Raw genomic sequence first — 19,158 nt, 5'->3', positions numbered from 1 at the left:
CATTCCTTAATCCTCCCGAAAGCGAAAATGGACTGCCTGCGCTTGGCGTGCAGCGTCCGGAATAGGTACTGGGACCCGTCGTTCCGGCATCCAAAGCTGGGCCTTTCACCACACCTTGCGGCCATCGAGTTCGAGTGACACGACACCGCGACAGCGTCGATTGAAGCGTAGCTGGAATTGACGGAAGGCGGACACGTTCGGCTCGACGCGTCGCGAGATCTGCGGCACCACCAGCTTCGCCGGCGGATCGAAGGTGAGAGCAACCGGTGGTCCGGCCTCCCCTCCCCTGTCCAGGTCTAGCGCAATCGCCGCCCCCACGACTGTCCCTTCGCGGAAAGCCCAACTGCAAGTCTCCACGGCGCGCAATACGTTGCCGCTGGCGAAGTAGAGTGGGTTGTCCGTGCGACCGTCCTGGTCAACGGCCGGCCCGGCACTACCCGCAGCAACTCCGATCGAAGCCTGCAGGAAAAGCGCGGCCTCCGGCGTGAAGCGCCCGGTAAACAGAATTCCATCGCAGGAAACAGCGACACCAATTCTGAGCCGACGATCAATGGGCGACTGAACGGCATGAGGCCATAGAATGTGACATAGGACCGCAGGGTGCCTGTTGTGACGATACCCACTGGCCGATCGCCGGATACTAGCTTCGCCGAGCGCGGCGTCTCACGCGCGCCGGTAGAAACCAGGATGCGGCGGGCCCGCAAATGTGGCAACGCCCTTGTCAGACGCAACGTTCAAGACACCATCGTCGCCCAGCGAGACGACCGAATGCCCGCACATCGACCTGCGCGGTTTTAGGTGCTCCAAACCCGGCGTCGACCCGATGGCATTAGAGCTCAGCGCGCAGCCAGTTGGTTGCAAGGGACCAGGAGGCCGCAATCATCGAGACTTGTGAAGGATATGGGCAGCGAGATCGCGTTCTGGCACATATCGGATGAAAGCGCCGTCAAGAAGCTAGGCCCGCATACGCCATCCGCAATCACCAAGGTGCCCCACGGTTCCGGATTTCTTGCATCCACCAACTCGTCTCCCCTTTCGGCCTCCCATGTCCGGGCCTCTCAACGCAAGCTGAACCTCAGCAAGATTTGGTCTGGAGTGAAATAGGGACGAGGCGCCCAATTTTCTATCTGTGAGGTATATAAATCGAAGATGTGGTTCTCGGCGAGAAGGCCGATCCAGGTCCCAATCGCGGCCGATTGACAATCGGAACAACGCGTGTGTACGCTATTCAGTTGGCTTGTGCCGTCAACACACTACACGGATGAGTTCAAGATATCCAGGAGAACGTCGGGATGCCGGTGTGAGAATAAGGGGTGTCCGAAATGACCGTATACGTCGCCGAGATTTCAGGACGCGGCATCGCCGCTTTTGACGCCGCCAACGACATTGAAGCGAAAGCACAGCTGGCAGACCGGGGATTCCTGCGGGACCTGATTGTCCTGCAGAATAAGGGTCGTGCGCTCTGGGATGGTGTCTCGGAGATCCATGTGCGGATGGCTACCCCTGAGGAGACGGAGATCTGGCAGACAAGCCGAGCGGCAGCTATTCCGTCAGGTGAGGAGTCGGATGACGAGGGTCGGCATGTCTTCCTGGTCCCCGTCATCGATCCTTCTCATGACAAGTTCGACGATGACGACGACCCCCACGATGACGACCGTGATGGCGACTGAAACCACAACGGATGACGCGGCCCTGATCGAGGAAGGGCCGGAGTGGGTGCGGCCCGGCCTTCCCCAACTTTATGATACCGTCCCAATAGGTAGACGGATAGAGCGCAGAGTTCGCCGCGCGGTCGAGCCTAAACGGTTGGTTTGATGGCGTGTAAATCTGGTCGCGCTGTCCGCCAGGAATTAATCCGGAGCGCGCCATGACTACCGCACTACCCACTCGAATCGGTTTTCTGCTGTTTGCCGTCGCTCCGATCCTCTTTTGGATGCTGCTTGGAACCTGCTGGGCCCAGCAGGTTCCCGTGGGCGTGCCACCCGAAAAGGCACAACAGTTCCTCGATCTGCTCTCTGATCCGCAGGTGAAGACATGGCTCGAGGGAAAGATCCCTGCGACTGCCGCGGAGACGCCTTCCAGGTCGCTCGTAGAGGGCATTTCGAGCTGGGAGGCCGCCGTCCGCGCTCGCATCGGTGGACTTTTGGATGCAGTCCCCCGGATACCGGAGGAACTGGCAAGCGCGGCCGCTGTTGTCTCGCGCGACGTGAACTCGGACAGGCCCGGGCTGGTGGTCGGCATATTGGCCGTGCTGATTGCCGTTGGCTTCGGCGCCGAGTGGCTGATACGGAGGGCCTTTGCCCGGGCACACAAACCCGGCGCAGGAGAGGACGCCGGACAGCAAATCCTGGAGGAGATCGCTGCGTTGCTGACATTTGCCCTGGCCAGCGTCGGCTCGTTCCTGGCGTTCGAATGGCCGCCCTTGCTGCGTAAGATCATCCTCACACTGCTTCTAGCCTTCATCGTGTTTCGGGTCGTTCGGGCAATCCCCAAGTTGCTGTTTGCCTTGGGCGGCGCCAGCGCCAAGGCCGATCAGCCGACGGCAGCTTTTGAAAGCGATGCGGTTGCTCGTTTCTGGCTTTGGCGGATCAGCCTCATTGCCGGCTTTCTGCTGTTCGGCTGGACCTTCGTCAGCCTCATGCCCGACCTGGGCTTCTCCATCGAGGTGACCCGGCTCGCTGCCTTTCTGATCGGGCTGGGCATTCTGGCGACGGCAGTCGAAGTCGTCTGGCGGCGACCCGGCAAGCCGGCTTCACTCGTCGCCAAGTCACTGCTCACCCTCTACCTCGTCGTGCTTTGGTCGGCTTGGGTAGCGGGATTGCTGGGACTAATGTGGCTAGGCATCTATTCGCTGCTCTTGCCGGCCCTGGTGCGCGGTGTGGGCGATGTGGCGCAAGCCTTCGCAAACAGGATCACGCGTACCGGGGCCGTCGGCGTCATGCTGAACGTGCTCATCGTCAGGGGCGCCAGGGCAGTGGTGATTGCCGCGGCGGTCGCATGGCTCGCCTATGTCTGGCGGATCAGAGCTGCGGCCCTCGCCGGCAGCGAAACTGGCGCGATCGTGATATCCGGACTGTCCAACGGCATCATCATTCTCCTGGTCGCCGACCTGCTTTGGCAGCTGTCAAAGGCGTTGATCGCATATCGGATGGAGCTTGGGCCAAAGGACGGTTCCAATGCCGATGAACTCGCCCGCGGCGCGCGGCTGCGCACGCTGCTGCCAATATTCCGCAACGTGCTCGCTGTCTTCATCGGCGTCGTCACCGTACTGACGATCCTGTCCGGACTGGGCGTGCAGATCGCACCGTTGATCGCCGGCGCGGGCATTTTCGGCGTCGCCATCGGTTTCGGTTCGCAGACGCTGGTTAAGGACGTCCTGAGTGGCGTTTTCTATATGCTCGACGATGCCTTCCGTGTCGGTGAATACATCCAGAGCGGCAGCTACAAGGGCACCGTCGAATCGTTCAGCCTGCGGTCGGTCAGGCTGCGGCATCACCGTGGCCCAATCTTCACAGTGCCGTTCGGCGAGCTGGGAGCCGTTCAGAACATGAGCCGCGACTGGGTGATCGACAAGATGACTCTCAATGTCACCTACGATTCCGACGTAGATCTCGCTCGTAGGCTCATCAAGAAGGTCGGTCAGGAGCTGGCTGCGGACCCGGAGTTCGCTGCCGACACGCTTCAGCCTTTGAAGATGCAGGGCGTCGACAGCTTCGGCGACTTCGCGATCGTGCTCAGAATGAAGCTGATGACCAAACCGGGTGCGCAGTTCACCATAAAGCGACGCGCTTTCATGATGATCAAGAAGGCTTTCGATGAGAACGGCATCAAGATCGCGGTTCCAACCGTCCATGTTACGGGGGGAAGCGATGAAGCCGCCGGTGCGCAGCAAGCGCTCAACATGAGCAAAGCCGCCGAGCTGGCGGCCAAGGCACCTGTCGGCCCCTAATATATCACCGGTTCCGGATCCGGCGATGCATCGGCCGGCAGCGCCAGAAGACCCTGACGTGCTTGTCGTCGCCCACGAAAGCTGATCGAGGCGGAATTTGAGGCCATTTTCCACCCTTCTCTCAAAGTTCAATTGCCGCACTCACGCGCCGGGCGGCCGAATGGAACGGCGGTAGCGCAAGTGCGATCAACACTGGATCTGGAGGTCTACGGGTGACAAAGCCTTGAATATACAGCATGGCTTGACAAGTTGAATGCCGAGCGCAAGGCACTACTTCGCGAACTCACGATACAGCTCGACCGTCGGAGCGTGCCTATCGATTGCGTCGGCGACCTTGGCGGCCATCGGCAGGTTCTTCTTTTCCGCCCTAAAACGTTCAACCGTCTCGCGCGACGTGTCGATCACCAGCTTTTCGGAAAGCTCCGCTTTCGCAGCCAGATGCGCCAGCTCGTCTTTCGACAGTGCCGCCATCTTTTTTGTGCGGGAGAAATTGAGCGCCGCCGTATCTTCCCCCTCGATGTAAGGGATAGTCGACAACAAGTCATACGCTGGCGAGAGCGCAGGGGTGCGGCGATCAGGATAGGTTAGCGACCAGTTCTTCAGGTGCTGGGGTGGGCCGCATCTCCCAGCAGGGTGACACGCCCGAACGACCAGCGCGGCAGCGGCTCGCGATCGCAGTTGGGATATTCGTGGAACGCGCCTGTAGTCCGGATGACTTCTGCCGGATCGACATAGTCCAGTCGAAAGCGATCCCGCACGAAGGGCAAGACCTGTGCAAGGTCCCCCGGCCGGCTCCAGTCCCCGAGAGTGAACTGCCCGGCCCGCGGCTGACGGCTGCGGGCCATCACGGCCCAGTTGGTGAGACACATGTCCGGATAACATCGAAGTAGTTTGCTACTCCCGCCGCTATCAACAAACAGTCAGTCCTTCGCGCGGGGGTGACGTCGGTGGCGTTCGGGAAATGCACCGCGACATATGTGATGGCGGCACGCTCTTGATGGGATACGAACCAGCGTTGGCGAGTTCGTCTTTTGTGCAGGCATGTGATATTGCGATAGATTGCGAAGTATGACAGCCGGACATCATTTTCAGAGTTTGGAAACGCTGGACCGACACTGGAGAGCATTTATGGGTTGGAAAACGCCAAAGTTTGAATACGTGAATGGGTATAAAATCGTCGAAGTCGATGGGCCAACCTTCAAAGTTTATGACGGTGACCGTCAGTTAGGCGACCATTTCCCCTACTCGGGCGAGGCTGCTGCTTACGCAAATTCTTTGCCAAAGCGAGATCCTCAACACAAGAAGCTTGCATAATCAAAGGCGAAGCAAAATTTGACGAACTCCTGCCTCCGCTCAGCGTTGGAATTGCTTGGTTGGTCTGACTTTTTTGCAGATCAGGTAAAGCCCACTGAAGCTGACCTCGTACCCAAGCGCGTCGCGTCGGTGCACCGGGCACGCATCGAGGCGATGGGCGCCACGGGGTCAGACAGGCTAGAGCTACCAGCCCACGCCAGTACGGCTGACTTCGCGGTGGGCGACTGGGTGCTTGCCGATCCCCGGTCCCACATGCTTGTCCGCCGGCTTGACCGGAAAACCGTGTTTAAGCGACGCCCGGAAGTCGGACGTGGCCAACAACTTGTTGCTGCCAACATCGACACACTGTTGATCGTGACGTCGTGCAACGCCGATTTCAATATTGACCGGCTAGAACGTTACCTAATCATGGCCAACGAGGCGGGCAGCAAACCGGTCATCGTGTTGACCAAGGCTGACACTGCGGACGACGTTGGCATATTTCAGGCCAAAGCCGAGGCTTTACAGCGTGACCTACCTGTGGTCGCCCTGAATGGGCGCTCTGCCGATGCAAGCTCCTTTTTGAGTTCCTGGTGCGGCGTTGGCCAAACGATCGCCCTGGTGGGATCGTCCGGAGTAGGAAAGTCGACGTTGGTAAACACGCTGACCAGACCTGCATCTGACGCAAAGCAGAAAACCGGGACTATTCGCGAACATGACGCGCAAGGCCGTCACACCACGACCGCGCGCTCGCTGCATCCTATTCCGGGCGGCGGCTGGGTCATAGACACGCCGGGAATAAGAACACTTTACGTCAGCGATATCACCGACGGGATCGACACGCTTTTTTCCGACATAAAGGAACTGGCACCGGCTTGCCGATTTCGCGATTGTACCCATGCGAATGAACCGGGCTGCGCGGTTCAGGCAGCTGTCAAAAGCGGCACTTTGGCCGCCGACCGCCTTGAACGCTGGCGAAGTCTTGTTTCTGAAAACCGTGACAGAACACCTGTCGTCAGCGGACCACGCGGCAACAAGATCGTTCGCAAAAAGAAGTACTGACGCCTTGATAGGATTCGAACTGCCGACCCATCACTCATCCGCCCTCAGGGGCGCATGTTTGGATGGCTTTCGCTTGGCAAGGACTTTTGGTGTGGCAGCGATTTCCAAGCACGATCGCGGCAGCGAGAGCAATCTGCCCGCGGTGATAAGTCTGGCGCTGCGATGCAGCGGCATGGTCATTGGGCTTGCTCCGAGGCGGAGGCAAGCTCCTTGATGTGATTGTGGCCTCGATGTGTTTTTTCTAATCGGCCTTGGAAAGCGTGCGTATGGGATCGGACCTGGGAGGGAGATCCTGTGCCGTCGGCGACTCGGCGGCACAGGGCTTCATGAATGGACCACTTTTCAATTGCATCAGTAGCAGGGCGGATAGGGATAGTAGCCACACGCCGGGGTGGGTAATAGGGCGCAGCAGCAGCACCTACGGCTGCGCCAACAGCAGCCCCGGCAACAGCTGCCCCCGCGACGGCGCCAGCGCCATACCAAGCGCCGTGATAGACCGGGGCGTGCCAGTAGGCGCCACCGTGGTAGCCGTATCCACCACCGTGCCAAACCGCGCCACCGTAGCCACCCACATGGGCGAATCCACCGCCGCCCGGTCCGCGAAACGCGAAGGCGTCAATGAAAAGAGCTGCTGGACCGCTCGCATTGTTCAGGCTGCCTTCCAGGACGGCAACGTCGAACGTGAGCGTATTTCCTTCCAGCTTCGGCGACTTGAGCGTAACCACGGCGTCGTTCACATCCGAGCCGTCGCCGCCAAGAATTGAAACCGTCGCATTTGGCGGGTCGATGGCGAAGTTGTCCTTGCCTTCATCCCACTGCATGATGAACTGCTGGGTGGTTACGTGACCTGCAGCGCGAACGGGCCGGTCGGCGAAGACGATCGAGTTCTTCGACACACCCGTCAGCACCAATTTGCTACCGTCAAGCGTAGCGCCATCCGAATTGATCACCGCCAGCGATGGGACCGGACCAGTCGGCGTGACATGGCCGATGGTTTTTTCCAGCGGGACGTGTGGTTTCTTGGCGACGTCTTGCGCGATCGCACCCGTCGCGATGGCAAGGCCTCCCGCAAAGGCTACTACGGTTGCGAAGCGATTGATGTTCATATTGAAATTCTCCTTAGAAATGAGAGCAAGCTTCCTTCACCACTGCTGCAGAGCTGGTATCCTTCAGCTCTCGACTGGAGATCTGCGTCCCGTCACTTGGTCACCAGTTCAACTTCGCTGGGCCTCCATTCCTTCGTGAAAAATGGTTCGAGCGGTCCGTAGAGACGCAGGCACGGGATAAACCCCTTGCCCGGCACGGTCTGGATCCAGTTACCCCGAGCGACGCCTTCAGGTTGTTGCGGCGAGAACCAGACCGTCGTCGTGCCGTCGGCAGCTGCCTCGGCCGCGGGCGAAGGATAGCTCTGGCTGCCGGCGCGCGGGTAGCGCTGGGGGGTATCGAGCATCGAACGCGTCTGGTTGTCGTAGGCAATAAAGGACCAGAAATTGGCGTAAGGAATGTCCTTCGGCAGCGTCACCTTGTAGGTCTTGGCACCGTCGAAGGGCTGCTTGTCTGCATCCACGATCGTCCACAGGTACTGCGAGCCAATGCCCGGCACGCGCATGGCCATCCCTGGCGTAATGCCGGTGACGCCGTAGAAGAAGGACGTTCTGGAGTCCAGCAAGCGGTACCCTGTGGCCGGGTAGGGCTTGGCGCCCTCTGGCGTAATTTCTGGAATCGGCGTCTCGAACTCGTAGCCGCTGACAAACAACTGGTTCACCCAACTTGAACCGGGGTAATAGTACCAGTCCTCAGCGCGAGGAGCCATGAACAAGGTGCGCGACGTGGCGTTGGCTAGCGCCACGGCTTCGGTGAGGATCTTCTTCATCCGCGCATCCGGCGCAAAGGGTTTGCCTTTGACGATGCCGATGGCTGCGATCGGGCCCATCAACTCGGCGTCAAGCGCCGTTGCAGGCTCCTGTTGCACGATTTCGTTGAGCCACTCGTAATAGGAGTAGTCGTTGGGCGGTATCGTGTTCATCACCACACCACTGCCTTCGTGGAAAACAGTCGGTGGCGGCGGGGTGATCGGCCCGAGTTTGGTTTTACCGTCAAGGAATTCGGAAACGGGCGTGCCGTAGCCGCCGGCTTGGTACGGATAGACCTTAAGTGTTTTCTTGATCTGTTCGACCACCGGCTTTGGATCGTTGTTTTCCATGAACGCGCGAGCGAACCAAATAACGAAGTTGGTGCGGGCGCGGGCCACAAAGTAGCCCCCTTCGGGAACGTTACCCTCGTAGCCAGGTGGCAGGATGAGATACTTGCCGCCTTCACCGCGATCAGCCCCGGGCGCGCCCAAATCAATAACCCAGCGGAACCACTGGTCGTCGATAGCGCCCAACATCTTGGGTCCCACCTCAAGCACCATCGGCCCCTTGGAGAGATCGAGCATTCCCAAGGAATAGATCGTGTCCGCGTTAGCCGTCAGGAATAGTGACTTGGAATCCATCAGATCGGAGAAAATGAGGACTTCATTGTCTTTCACCCCGACGCTCTGAAAGCCTTTGTGAAGCGCCGCTATGCTGACACCCTGGAAAGTGTTCACGAACGCCTCGAACCCGTGCGTGAAGTCCAGATTGTCATAGATCTTTTCGATGGTTTCCTTGCTCGGCATGCCGTCCTTGAAGTCGAGTGTGCCGATGCGAGTCTCGACCTTGTCCGGCGTCAGGATAGATGCAGGCGGGGTTGCCGTTTGGGCGCTTGCTCCAATCGTGCAGGCGAGGAAAGTCGATGCCGCAAGGGCCATCATCAGCCCGCTGAGTCTGCTGTCGATCAATTTCATTGGTCGTTCTCCCCTAGGTTCTTTGGGTTTGGTAGTGGCGGGCGCTGCCAGTTGTCGGTGCGCCCACCCTTGACCAGTTGGTAGGCTCAAGCTGACTCATCGGTAATCCTGAGGAAGCCTTGATGATATTGTCCTTTGGGGAAGTTGTCAGTCCGCAGATGTCGGCAGTTTCGTCGTACGTATCTTTGCTCTCATGGCCGAACCTGTAAAATTGCGTTGGATCCCTGAAATAGAAGTCACTCGATGCACTACTTACGCTGCGTTGCTTCCGGGCTCACAGCAACGTAACTTACTGTAACGAGTGTGTAGTTTACTACGCCTCGAACGCGACGCGCCGCTTTGTTTGCGGTTGTTCAGAGGGATCCGGTGCATGCGGTTGAAGGACAGAAATCCCGCCACGTGACCCAACTGGACTGCGACTGCGACTGCGTGAGGATCGAAGCTGATGTTTCGCGGCTACTCACGAACGTGATCTGCAGAGCCCGCGTGGTTCCTGGCAGTCGATGACGTCGACACGCAGGGCAATTTCGCCGAAATCGTCCTGCACGTGGCAACAGCCCACGATAGCCGGCAGTTGCGAAATTCCTCGACAGCGCAGGTTCACTGTTGATCGCCAAGGCGCGTTCGATCGGCGCCACCGTCGTCACGCATGAACTGCCGAACCCGGAAGTGAAGAAGCGCGTCCTGATCCCGGATTTCTGCCTGGTCTTCGACGTTCCATTCGTGAACACATTCGAAGCGCTCCGCCAATTCTCCGCGAAGTTCGTTTGGTCGCCTTAACAATCGAAGACCTGCGGCATGCCATGCTCGAACCGATGCGGAAATCCGGTTCTCTAGCACGCGTGCCGCGGTCACCGAAACGTATCTTGTGCAGACGACCTATTTGGGAACTTTGTGCGCCCCACGCCGTTTAGCAGTACACATACCCCATCTGACGCTTCCTCCGCCGCCTGGCAAATGGCCGTTTTTGCGCCGAGATCCGACACCCGGGAGCGTTTAAATGACCAGGCATTTCAAGTATGAAAGAGAGGCCCTGCTTCGCGGCTGGGATGCAGTCTACGATCTGGAAGAATTCATTCGGGCCTATCGTTTGGCACCGCTTGCCGCGCGCGAGATCTTTGCAAAAGCCGGCCCCCGCAGGCTCGATCTAGCAAATGCCATGGATGCACGAAAGTTGCAGCAAGGCACATTAGTCGCTAATGCACTTATGTCTGACGTTTGACGGAAGTCTGTTGCCTCAGTGCAATATTGCGCGCAGGATACTTCGTCGACAGCGATTGAAGCGGGCGCTGTCGCGAACGGGTCGTCATGTACCTGTGCCCCAACCAAAGGAGGACGTCATGTCTTCCAGCCACCCAGAACACTATCTTGATGCCGACGACCTCAGCCTATTGGTCGAGGTGCTTACCGCTGCGGGTTTCTACGGAACGACAGCCAAGGCAGATCCAAGTGGACGGCTTGCTGCCACGCGTTTCCTGATGACGGCGCTCGAAAACGGTATCAATAGCCGCGAAAGGCTGACTGCAGCCCTTGTCGAACGTGGCGATGCTTCAAGCGGAGAACATCAGACGCCTCAGCAGACGAAAGCCGAGGCGATTGACCGATGGGATGACGAAGGCGGCGCTATCTACGCGAAGTCCTCAGCGTGACCGCCGGCTTGAACGGCGATCGGCCGTCAGCCCTTCTTATGTTCCAAACGGGAGAATTCGATGCACACACTGCCCAGCCTGACAGGCCACCATCTCAGCCCCCGCGATCTTTCAGCAGTGCGCAGGGTTTTTGAAGCGACCTGTTTGAAGACACGGCTCGATGGGCGCGGCATACAGGCCGATCGCCTGGCGAGGTTCATCCTGGATGAATTCCGGTTCGGCAACACGGATGAAGCGTCCCTTTTGGAATGTGCTCTATGGCACGAGACGCGACGTACTCCGCCCAAAGCGAAGAACCATTCTATCGTTGACATGCGAACGGCAAGAACGCGCGAGGGTCGTGATTCCAGCCAAGCACCCAAAACCGGCAATCCTCACGATCGAGTCGCTCGCTAGCCGTCTCACCCCATCCGACAGCTACGTCCGCCAACCCTCTGACGTCAAATACCTGGCCGCCTCATGGGCAGCCAGCACGACCAGGCGCGTCGTCGCCTGGAACATGACAGAGAACCCTCTAACCACAGGAGCCATCATGGCCAAGGAAATCAAAACACTGGACGTGCTTTTTCACGATACGTTGAAGGACGTCTATTTCGCCGAAAACAAGATCGTCGACACACTGCCGAAGATGCGCGATGCCGCCAAGAGCAAGCAGCTCAAGGATGCATTTATCAAGCATCTCGGCGAGACAAAGGTTCATGTCGAGCGACTGGACCAGGTCTTCAAGATCATCGGCAAGAAGCCGGAAAAGAGGACATGTGACGCGATCATGGGCATCACCAAGGAAGGCGCCTCGATCATGGACGAGTATGAAGGCTCGCCCGCGCTCGACGCCGGATTGCTCGCGGCTGCGCAGGCTGTCGAACACTACGAAATGTCACGCTATGGCACCTTGCGGACGTGGGCCCTGGAACTGGGCATGAAAGATGCCGCTAAGCTCTTCCAGACGACGCTCGACGAAGAGCAGGCGACAGACATAGCTCTGACCGCGATCGCCACGAAGGTCGTGAATCAGACCGCAGAAAAAGCGGCCTGAAGCATTTCCAGTAAAAGTGCGATGATTTTCCGTCAGGACATGCGTGAAAGCAAAGCAAAGAGATAGAGCGCTTCCGCGGCTCTGACTCAACCGGAAAAGCTCTACGTGAATATCGGCCCGGCTTGATCCTATCAAGCCGGGCAAAGGCAGTCTCGGCCGACGCGTGCGAGAATCCGAGATGGACCATAGATTATGTCCCGCCCCGGCGCGCGACACTGTGGCCAAATCACGCGGTTATCGATTGTATTTGTCGGGAAGGAGACCACAGTGGTGTCCGGCAGATCTACACCGCCGGAATGTTCAATGTCAGAAGCGCCTGGCACCGAGCGAAGAGACGCGCCGCAGCTCAATTTCTGATCACGGCATTTCAAGGCGGCGTTCACTCCGAGGCAGCGCTCGTCACCATTCTGTTGAGCCAGATCGAGATGCTCTCCTCGCCTTTTTCGAATGACGATTTGGATCGGTGGGAAAACGAAGGTGGCGGCAAGGCGTTTGGTCGCTCCGCAACCACGAAACAATCCATTGACCGGATTGAGCACCAATTCTCGCGACAAGGCTCGGCGCCTGGTTGATGAAGCAAACCTGCTCTTGAGACGATACACAGCAAGTGAAATTCGACAACGTCAAGCGGGGCGTCAACGCCATGATTTTATCTTAGTTGGCAAGTCAGCCCTTTGGGCCGGCTCCGATGTCCTCGGGCAGCGCGGAGCGCGACGCCGATTGCGTCCGCTCTTCGAGTTCAGCTGCGACCCACTCGAGAAACAAATTGTATGCGACGGCCAACAAGGTGGGTCCAAGAAAAAGTCCAATCAACCCAAAGGCCAGCACACCACCAACGAGCCCAAACAAGCCCAGCAACACCGGCAGGTTACTGTTTTGGTTGAGCAGGTACGGGCGAAGAAAGTTGTCAATGCTGCTGACGAGAAGCAGGCCCCAGATGGCGATGAAGATCGCCCAGCCCATGGAACCCTGAGAAAGCAACCAAAGTGCAACGGGCCCCCACACGAAGGGAGGCCCCCCGGCACAAATGACAGCGCGAAGGTCAGGCAGCCCAACAATAGAGGTTGAGGCACTCCGGCAATCCAGAAACCGATGCCGGCCAGCAGGCCCTGCGCAAGTGCGGTTCCGATCATCCCGTAGACGACACCTTTGACGGTCATACCGATGACCGCCAGCAATCTCTTGGCCCGGGGACCGGCAACGCGCTCGCTGATCTGGCGCATGAAGCCGATCATGCGGCGACCGTGCAGGAACAAAAAGAAGGTGATGAATATGCTGAGCGCGAGTTCAAGGACGACGCCACCGAAGGCGGCTCCGCCTGCAAGAGCAATATCGGTGACAGGGCCTGTTAGTTTCTTGAGTTCGACGATAAACGCTGGGGCATCATGAGCGAGGTTTTCCCAGTAGGCCGCCACGCCTTCGCCGACGATCGGCAGACCTTTAATCCAGTTGGGCGGAGCCGAAGGCCCCTCCTCCAAGACGTGCGTAATTCCCTCGGCCAGATTTTTCATGTCGTCGGCGAGCGCGGTCACAAGGAAGGCAAGCGGTGCAGCCAAAACAAAGATAACCAGCATCGTCATTATTGCTGCGGCAACTGCGCGGTATCCTCCGACCGCACGCTCGCATTGGCGGTAGAGCGGCCACGTCGAGTAACAGATCACCGCAGCCCACAATATGGCCGACAGGAAGGGCCAAAGGACCAGGGCACAAGCAACAACCAGCAGGGCAAGCGTACTGATACCGAGAACAGGCCCAATCCATCTGCGAAGATCTGACATTGCCCGATCCGCCTCCTTCTGTAGCGCCTTTCCACGACGGCTCTATACCCACTCGCCGTTCTGCGCGAACGCCGAGTGGGTATGGCAAGCCGAATTGCACGCGAACACGCGGAAATGCTGGCAGCTTAAGAACGGCCGGAGTATACGCACACGCCGGTGATTGCACGGCGGTTGCGCTGCCGTTTCGCTTCATCGCCACGCGGCGACGTCGAAGCTTCACCTTAGATCAGTGCCAGCCGATCGTGCAAACGACACCCCTGGTGCCGGCAATACGATGGACTGTTTGCACGGGACCGACGTGCATCGCAAACCAGAATTCGCTGCGCCGCTTTTTAAAGCAGGGAGATCTGAGTGGCCGCAACGATGTGCGCTTGCGAACCCGTATCGCGCGATGTTGGGTAATTGCCCCTTCGAGGACCTCCTCGGGATAACCCGATCGGTCCAAGAAGGGCATGGACGAGTGTCCGTCCATTGACGAATGTTCAATACCAGCGCCCGCGACCGTACCAGCCACCGCTGAGCACTAGAACGATGAGAACTATGATGAGTAGTGTGGTGATATCCATTTGGGTCTCCTGGGAGTACCCTGGTTATCGTCAATCACGATGATGGACGATGCTGTTTTCGTGCTGTACTCCGACGTAACATAACGCGCCAAACGTGTCTTCGTTCCAGCTCGAATAGAGGGCGGCCAGAAGCCGCCCATCATCGACTGGGTGCGCTATTTGGCGCGGCGCCAGACACCGTTGACGCCGTCACCCTTAACGTCTCCAGCCTGCTTGTCTTCGGCATAGGTGTAAAGCGGCTTGCCGTCGTAGGCCCACATCTCCTTGCCGGCCGTATCCTTGACAAGTGACCATTCGCCTGCCGCCTTGGATTTTGCCGCGGCGTGGAACGCGGGCCAAATCTTCAGGCAATCGGCGTCGCAGTTCGACTTGCCCTTGGTGTCCTTGTCGAACGTGTAGAGGGTCATGCCGCTATCCGTGGTCATGACCTTGCCCACCTTGGTATCGACCATCTTGGCCGGTTCAGCGGCAAAGGCCGAACATGACGTGGCGGCGGCTACGCCCAATGCAATTAGAGAGATTTTCATTATTTTTTCCCATCGGGGATGCCGGCGGAATGCCAGTAGTGCCCGAAGTCTAACGCACAGAAACGCGCAGCTTCAGTAGCAGTTCCCTGACACACCAACTGAACGGGCTCGAAGTGCGCTGCATCTGTCGGCAGATAATGACAAACCAGGCGAGCGATAGGTCGGCAGCGCTTGATGAGTCACTGGGTCAGGGTGTCGGACTGTGTTGTCTGCGCCGACCCTGTAAACATAATCGTTGCGGGTCTAAATGCCCAGACCAGCAGAATACTCGTGGTGACGATGATCAGAGAGAAAACGAGACGATTTGACATGGCGCCTTCCTCCATATTTGGAGCGCTGTGAATGCGGGCTACAGCATTCGTCGCCGTTGTCAGGTCGAACATTTCTGGCAAGGAGACGCGCGGAAGCCTTCCTTGTGGCCTCGCGGTCCGTGCGGTTCGGGAGCAGTTTGAGGGATCCGGTCGCCGCATGGCAACGGAAGCAAGTGTATCACAGTTCTTGCTTGCAAACGCGGCGGAACCGCCGCGTCAAACGATCAATTGCACGATGTGGGAGAAAGGCGTCATCGCCCACCTGCCGTTATTATCCTTGGCTGTTCTGTAAATGATGAAGTCACGGCCGATGGTGAACTTTCCATGCATGGTGATCTCGTTACCGGTTGAGAGCACGGCTCGAAGCTCGTTTGCATGGTGTTTCTCAATTTGGTCGCTGATCAAATCGGCTAGGACCAGATCCAAGATTTCCGGCTTTGAATCAGTCAATGGATCCCCCACTCTTTTTGAGACACGTTGCGGATGCGACGACCTCGGTACGGCAAACGCGACCACCCAACGTTTGCCGCAGCCAATTTTGTGCTTAGCCAAGCGGCAAAGCAACGGGTTTTGAGATCGTGCTCGCGATTGTGCCTGAGTGGAAGCGAACGGCAACACGGCAAGGACAGACCGGAAGCTGTGAGCGGTTCCTGGGCGGCAAGACGATCCGCGCGAGGTCCGGCGCAAATTCCCCTCGTCAGCTACTGGTTTGCGGCAAAGACCTCGTTATCCGCAACCAATGCTACCGCGCGGAATCTGATGCATGGTAGCGATCTTTCAAACAGGGTCATTCCGAGTCCCCGAAGGTCAAGCTGCTGTCCTGTCGACTTCCGCAACGTGATGCCGGTGTGCAATTGAAACATGTGTGCCGGGCCTTGCATCTGCCACGGTGACCCGTGCATCCAGCTGGTTGCTGAGCGCTTCCACGATCCCCGTGCCCAAGCCGGGCTTCACTTCAATTCCCCCTGTCGGCATACCTACGCCGTCATCGCCGACCTGGAGGGTCCAGTCTTTTCCTTTGGCGTGGTAGTCGACGGTGATTTTGCCCTCGCGGTGCTTCGGGAATGCGTGTTTGAGCGCATTGATCACCAGCTCGGTAACGATGAGACCGAGGCTTATCGAGGTGTTTGCCTCGATAAAGGTCTTGTCCACGTCGACTTCGATCGAGAGCTGTTCGGGGTCGTAGATCATCGAAGCTCCGAGACTTCTGCAAAGCTGCTCGAAATAGCAGCGGAGTTCGACCTCACCGACACTGGATGTGGCGAGCTGCTGTTGGACCGCAGCGATGGACATGACCCTGCTGTGCGCGGACTTCAAATGGTTGCGGGTCTCTTCGGACTGAACCTTGCGAGCGCTCTGCAAAAGTATGCTCGCAATGATCTGCAAGCTGTTGGCGACACGGTGCTGGACCTCTTGCAGAAGGATCGCCTTTTCTCGCAGCAGGTCGTCCTTCACCTTCTCGGCGACCCGCGCATCGGTGACGTCGGTAACCGTCAAAAGCAGGCGGAGTTGCGATGTATGGGCATAGTCAAGCAATTGAGCGTCAAGGACCAGCCGCTGGGTATCATGGTCCGGGCGTTTCAGATCCATCTCATAACCACGCACATCGGCAACTCCTGCCGCAGTTGCCTCAAGCAACACCGATAATTGGGCGAGGTTCCACTCTCCATCGCCCAGTTGGGTGAAGCGCTTTGCCGTGGCCGTAGAGGCGTCGATCCGAAAGGCCCTGTAGAAGGAGGTGCTGGCCGCGACCACGCGGAGATCGCCATCGAGAAGCACGATCGGCGCGCTCGAGGATGCAATGACCGCAAGCGCAAGGCTGAGCGAGGTTTCGGGATGGAGAGGCGTGTCCCTGGTCATTGTCGTGTCCTTGCGGCCAGAGGCTCGCGGTGCAAGAGCCATCCCCAGCATGGACGTAGACGGGTTATGATTGGGAGGGGAACTGATCCGAACGCATACTACCACGAATATCGAGAGCAGGTTCACTTAATCGATCGAAACTACCGCGATGGCTGGAACACCACTGAGCGCGGGAACGGTCATAGCTGCCACAGGATAAATGCCCGACCAGCAACTAAGACGCGGAACGGGTCAACAGGTCCTGACCCTAGTCTTTATCTTCCGGTGGTCGGCGCCAAATTTGGATGAGGCCCCTGCGCATGGCGTCTTTCAGATTGAGAATATCAAGAAGATCGTCCGCTTCATCGCGCGGCAAATGCGAGATTAGATAACCGTCTAAAACAACCGGCTGTCCGGTGAAGACATCGATCACCGTCCACACATTGTTGGCTTCGATCTTCAGATCATACCGTTGCTCTCCTTCATCGAAGGCGACCAGCGACGGTCGGGAGCCCGCATGGTCAGATTATCAATCGCGGGCAAGAAACCGCAGAAGCGCCTTTTGCAACGTCTCGGCAGCCGTTCGGTTCAGGGCCACTTCGATCGGGCCCTCGTCGCATTCCAGGCAGAGCGTGCCGATCAGCGGCGCCTTATGGAGGGTGATGATGTCGCTTTCGTAGAGCTTGTTCGGCTCGGACATGGCAGTCCCCAATTCCAAACAAAGAGCTTACCACATTCGCGCGGATACGGGAGCTTTATCCCCGCACGATGGCACCTGGCGATCGCTCGGTGGGACAGGAGCCGCAACCTCCAGAGAAACATCGATGAAGCTGGACGAATAGGAGAGTTCAGGCCGACAGGCACAACCGCCTCAATTGAAACTCAATCGACGCGCTATGCTGTGGCAAGTTGATTTGGCCGATGTGGCTTTCGCGGTATCAGAACTTCGAACCGCCCCAATCCCCTAAATTCTCGACAGACAGGCAGGCTCGGCGTCAGTGCTTGCGGCCAACGCGTCTCGAAACAGATCTCGAGCCGTCTGTCCGGCCCATCGCAACGAGCATTTGATCCGTCTACGCCAGCGCGAAATGCGGAGCGGCTGTTGCAGCCGAATTACTCTTACCAACGCTTGAGGAGGACTGAGACCACTATGAACGCTCTATCTTTCACGAAACGCATCATCCGCGGCCCGCGCGACACGTTACCGATCCACCGCTTCCATGTTGGCCAACTTGTCCGCTCCAAGGGGGCGCTGACGAGAGAGTCAATATCTGGAGAAACGTATCGCATCGTTGCGACGCTGCCGATCCGCGACAATGCGCTCCAGTATCGCATCCGCAGCAGCCGCGAAACCCATGAGCGTGTAACGGATGAAGGCAATCTCGAAGTGATTGTCAGTGCCGGCAAGGATGGGATGGCATTGGCCGAGCGAGCCTTCAGAACGGCACATATCCTATAACGACCATGCCAAACCGGCCAAACAGATCAGCCACGGGAGGCGATCATGAACTACCACATACCGGCTCAGATCTATCTCTTCGACTATCGCGGTCTGTTTGCCTGGATTGCTCTTTCGGTCGCGGTCTTTGTGGTCATCACCACGATCCTCTTCGGCCGGATCTTGTGATGGCGCGGCACGGAGCCAAACGCCCTCCTCACTCGTGCGCCCGGCTGAATGCTAGATATCAGACAAGGCTCGTTCGGGATCTGCAAGGTCCAACAGAGCAATCAATGATCCCGTCTTCGTCAAAAGCATAACGCTCGACAGGCAGGACCGCGCCGCCGCGCATACGCCGGCGTCGGAAGGAGACATCATGTTCAATCGAACCAACCATCGATCCATCCACTTCAATCGGCCCTTCCAGTTGCCCGACACCGAGGAAACGTTCGCGGCCGGCGACTACGACGTGGACGAAGACGAGGTCCTCATCGAAGGCTTCTCCTGGCTTGCCTCCCGACGCGTTGCGACCTTTATCAAAGTGCCGGCAACGATAGAAAATCAGTATCGCATGCGCTTGATCGCGATCGAACCCGACGAACTTGAACGCATCATCACATTGGATGGTGCCGGGAACATTCCTCACTCGCAGCCACACGCTTGAAGGTACCGCTGGGTGTAACCGAGCGGTATCACGGCGATACGAAGAACGGGAGAACGACGATGCCCCACCGAGAGCATGCACGCACGATTATACGCTGGAAGAACGAGGGCCACGCGCCACACCAAATTCACGGCCGCTATCAATTCGGCCGACGTGTTGAAGTGGACGGATCCTGGACGATCTACCACGTCTTTAGCGGCAAGCCTGCGCAGGTCGATG

The 19,158-nt window shown here is 58.1% G+C and carries 18 protein-coding genes and 4 pseudogenes; 12 read left to right on the top strand and 10 right to left on the bottom strand.

What is annotated here, in order from left to right:
• Nucleotides 1-6: 6 nt before the first annotated feature.
• Nucleotides 7-774 (bottom strand): annotated as a pseudogene (locus J3R84_RS32050) (pyridine nucleotide-disulfide oxidoreductase); the annotation flags it as partial.
• Between the two features lie 548 nt (nt 775-1,322).
• Between J3R84_RS32050 and J3R84_RS32045 the strand changes: the two are divergent.
• Together J3R84_RS32045 and J3R84_RS32040 are read left to right on the top strand one after the other, a co-directional pair.
• Nucleotides 1,323-1,670 carry a hypothetical protein gene (locus J3R84_RS32045; RefSeq protein WP_057225205.1) on the top strand — a complete coding sequence of 116 codons (348 nt, stop codon included), beginning with the start codon at nt 1,323-1,325 and terminating at the stop codon, nt 1,668-1,670.
• A 197-nt stretch (nt 1,671-1,867) separates the two neighbouring features.
• Nucleotides 1,868-3,949, top strand: a complete 2,082-nt coding sequence (locus tag J3R84_RS32040) for a mechanosensitive ion channel family protein (RefSeq protein WP_057225203.1) — start codon at nt 1,868-1,870, stop codon at nt 3,947-3,949.
• A gap of 270 nt (nt 3,950-4,219) precedes the next feature.
• Here J3R84_RS32040 and J3R84_RS32035 read toward each other — a convergent pair.
• Nucleotides 4,220-4,558, bottom strand: a pseudogene (locus tag J3R84_RS32035) (HipA domain-containing protein); the annotation flags it as partial.
• A gap of 519 nt (nt 4,559-5,077) precedes the next feature.
• Between J3R84_RS32035 and J3R84_RS32025 the strand changes: the two are divergent.
• Entirely contained in the window at nt 5,078-5,263 is a 186-nt protein-coding gene (locus J3R84_RS32025; protein ID WP_057225197.1) for a hypothetical protein, read from the top strand.
• Nucleotides 5,264-5,281: 18 nt separating this feature from the next.
• Nucleotides 5,282-6,304 carry a ribosome small subunit-dependent GTPase A gene (rsgA, locus tag J3R84_RS32020; protein WP_057210197.1) on the top strand — a complete coding sequence of 341 codons (1,023 nt, stop codon included), beginning with the start codon at nt 5,282-5,284 and terminating at the stop codon, nt 6,302-6,304.
• Nucleotides 6,305-6,655: 351 nt separating this feature from the next.
• Here rsgA and J3R84_RS32015 read toward each other — a convergent pair.
• Nucleotides 6,656-7,410 (bottom strand): annotated as a pseudogene (locus J3R84_RS32015) (hypothetical protein).
• A 92-nt stretch (nt 7,411-7,502) separates the two neighbouring features.
• Nucleotides 7,503-9,098, bottom strand: a complete 1,596-nt coding sequence (locus J3R84_RS32010) for a DUF1254 domain-containing protein (RefSeq protein WP_082523743.1) — start codon at nt 9,096-9,098, stop codon at nt 7,503-7,505.
• Nucleotides 9,099-9,737: 639 nt separating this feature from the next.
• Between J3R84_RS32010 and J3R84_RS32005 the strand changes: the two genes are divergently transcribed.
• The 5 genes from J3R84_RS32005 to J3R84_RS31985 all read left to right on the top strand — a co-directional run bounded on the left by J3R84_RS32005 (nt 9,738) and on the right by J3R84_RS31985 (nt 12,388).
• Nucleotides 9,738-9,911 carry a DUF4411 family protein gene (locus tag J3R84_RS32005; RefSeq protein WP_234908051.1) on the top strand — a complete coding sequence of 58 codons (174 nt, stop codon included), beginning with the start codon at nt 9,738-9,740 and terminating at the stop codon, nt 9,909-9,911.
• A gap of 220 nt (nt 9,912-10,131) precedes the next feature.
• Entirely contained in the window at nt 10,132-10,353 is a 222-nt protein-coding gene (locus J3R84_RS32000) for a hypothetical protein (protein WP_057210191.1), read from the top strand.
• A 118-nt stretch (nt 10,354-10,471) separates the two neighbouring features.
• Nucleotides 10,472-10,780 (top strand): hypothetical protein, encoded by a 309-nt coding sequence (locus J3R84_RS31995; protein WP_057210190.1) that lies wholly within the window; start codon nt 10,472-10,474, stop codon nt 10,778-10,780.
• Between the two features lie 532 nt (nt 10,781-11,312).
• The gene (locus J3R84_RS31990; protein WP_203530055.1) at nt 11,313-11,816 is read left to right on the top strand and encodes a YciE/YciF ferroxidase family protein; all 504 of its coding nucleotides are present in this window, start codon (nt 11,313-11,315) and stop codon (nt 11,814-11,816) included.
• A 296-nt stretch (nt 11,817-12,112) separates the two neighbouring features.
• On the top strand, nt 12,113-12,388 hold the full coding sequence (locus tag J3R84_RS31985) for a hypothetical protein (protein WP_057210187.1): 276 nt from the start codon (nt 12,113-12,115) through the stop codon (nt 12,386-12,388).
• A gap of 94 nt (nt 12,389-12,482) precedes the next feature.
• Here the strand turns inward: J3R84_RS31985 and J3R84_RS31980 are convergent.
• The 6 genes and pseudogenes from J3R84_RS31980 to J3R84_RS31955 form a co-directional block, all read right to left on the bottom strand.
• Nucleotides 12,483-13,594: pseudogene (locus tag J3R84_RS31980) on the bottom strand (AI-2E family transporter).
• 721 nt (nt 13,595-14,315) lie between these two features.
• Complete coding sequence (locus J3R84_RS31975) at nt 14,316-14,687, bottom strand: COG4315 family predicted lipoprotein (RefSeq protein WP_057210183.1); 372 nt, start codon at nt 14,685-14,687, stop codon at nt 14,316-14,318.
• 527 nt (nt 14,688-15,214) lie between these two features.
• Nucleotides 15,215-15,448, bottom strand: a complete 234-nt coding sequence (locus tag J3R84_RS31970) for a hypothetical protein (RefSeq protein WP_057210179.1) — start codon at nt 15,446-15,448, stop codon at nt 15,215-15,217.
• A 357-nt stretch (nt 15,449-15,805) separates the two neighbouring features.
• A complete protein-coding gene (locus tag J3R84_RS31965; protein ID WP_203530056.1) occupies nt 15,806-16,858 on the bottom strand; it encodes a sensor histidine kinase in 1,053 nt (350 codons plus the stop codon).
• Nucleotides 16,859-17,105: 247 nt separating this feature from the next.
• Entirely contained in the window at nt 17,106-17,270 is a 165-nt protein-coding gene (locus J3R84_RS31960; protein ID WP_225968560.1) for a hypothetical protein, read from the bottom strand.
• 96 nt (nt 17,271-17,366) lie between these two features.
• Complete coding sequence (locus J3R84_RS31955) at nt 17,367-17,537, bottom strand: hypothetical protein (RefSeq protein WP_156408472.1); 171 nt, start codon at nt 17,535-17,537, stop codon at nt 17,367-17,369.
• Nucleotides 17,538-17,987: 450 nt separating this feature from the next.
• Here J3R84_RS31955 and J3R84_RS31950 point away from each other — a divergent pair, with 450 nt between their 5' ends.
• The 3 genes from J3R84_RS31950 to J3R84_RS31945 all read left to right on the top strand — a co-directional run bounded on the left by J3R84_RS31950 (nt 17,988) and on the right by J3R84_RS31945 (nt 18,939).
• Nucleotides 17,988-18,296: a hypothetical protein gene (locus J3R84_RS31950; RefSeq protein ID WP_203530203.1), complete on the top strand. Its 309-nt coding sequence runs from the start codon at nt 17,988-17,990 to the stop codon at nt 18,294-18,296.
• 45 nt (nt 18,297-18,341) lie between these two features.
• Entirely contained in the window at nt 18,342-18,464 is a 123-nt protein-coding gene (locus J3R84_RS38595; RefSeq protein ID WP_255569953.1) for a hypothetical protein, read from the top strand.
• Between the two features lie 187 nt (nt 18,465-18,651).
• Nucleotides 18,652-18,939, top strand: a complete 288-nt coding sequence (locus J3R84_RS31945) for a hypothetical protein (protein ID WP_057210177.1) — start codon at nt 18,652-18,654, stop codon at nt 18,937-18,939.
• Nucleotides 18,940-19,158 lie beyond the last annotated feature (219 nt).

The sequence above is a fragment of the Ensifer canadensis genome, from assembly GCF_017488845.2.
In the GTDB taxonomy this organism is placed as follows: Bacteria; Pseudomonadota; Alphaproteobacteria; order Rhizobiales; family Rhizobiaceae; genus Ensifer; species Ensifer canadensis.
The sequence above is the reverse complement of the archived record's forward strand: the minus strand, read 5'-3'. Positions and strand labels throughout refer to the sequence as shown.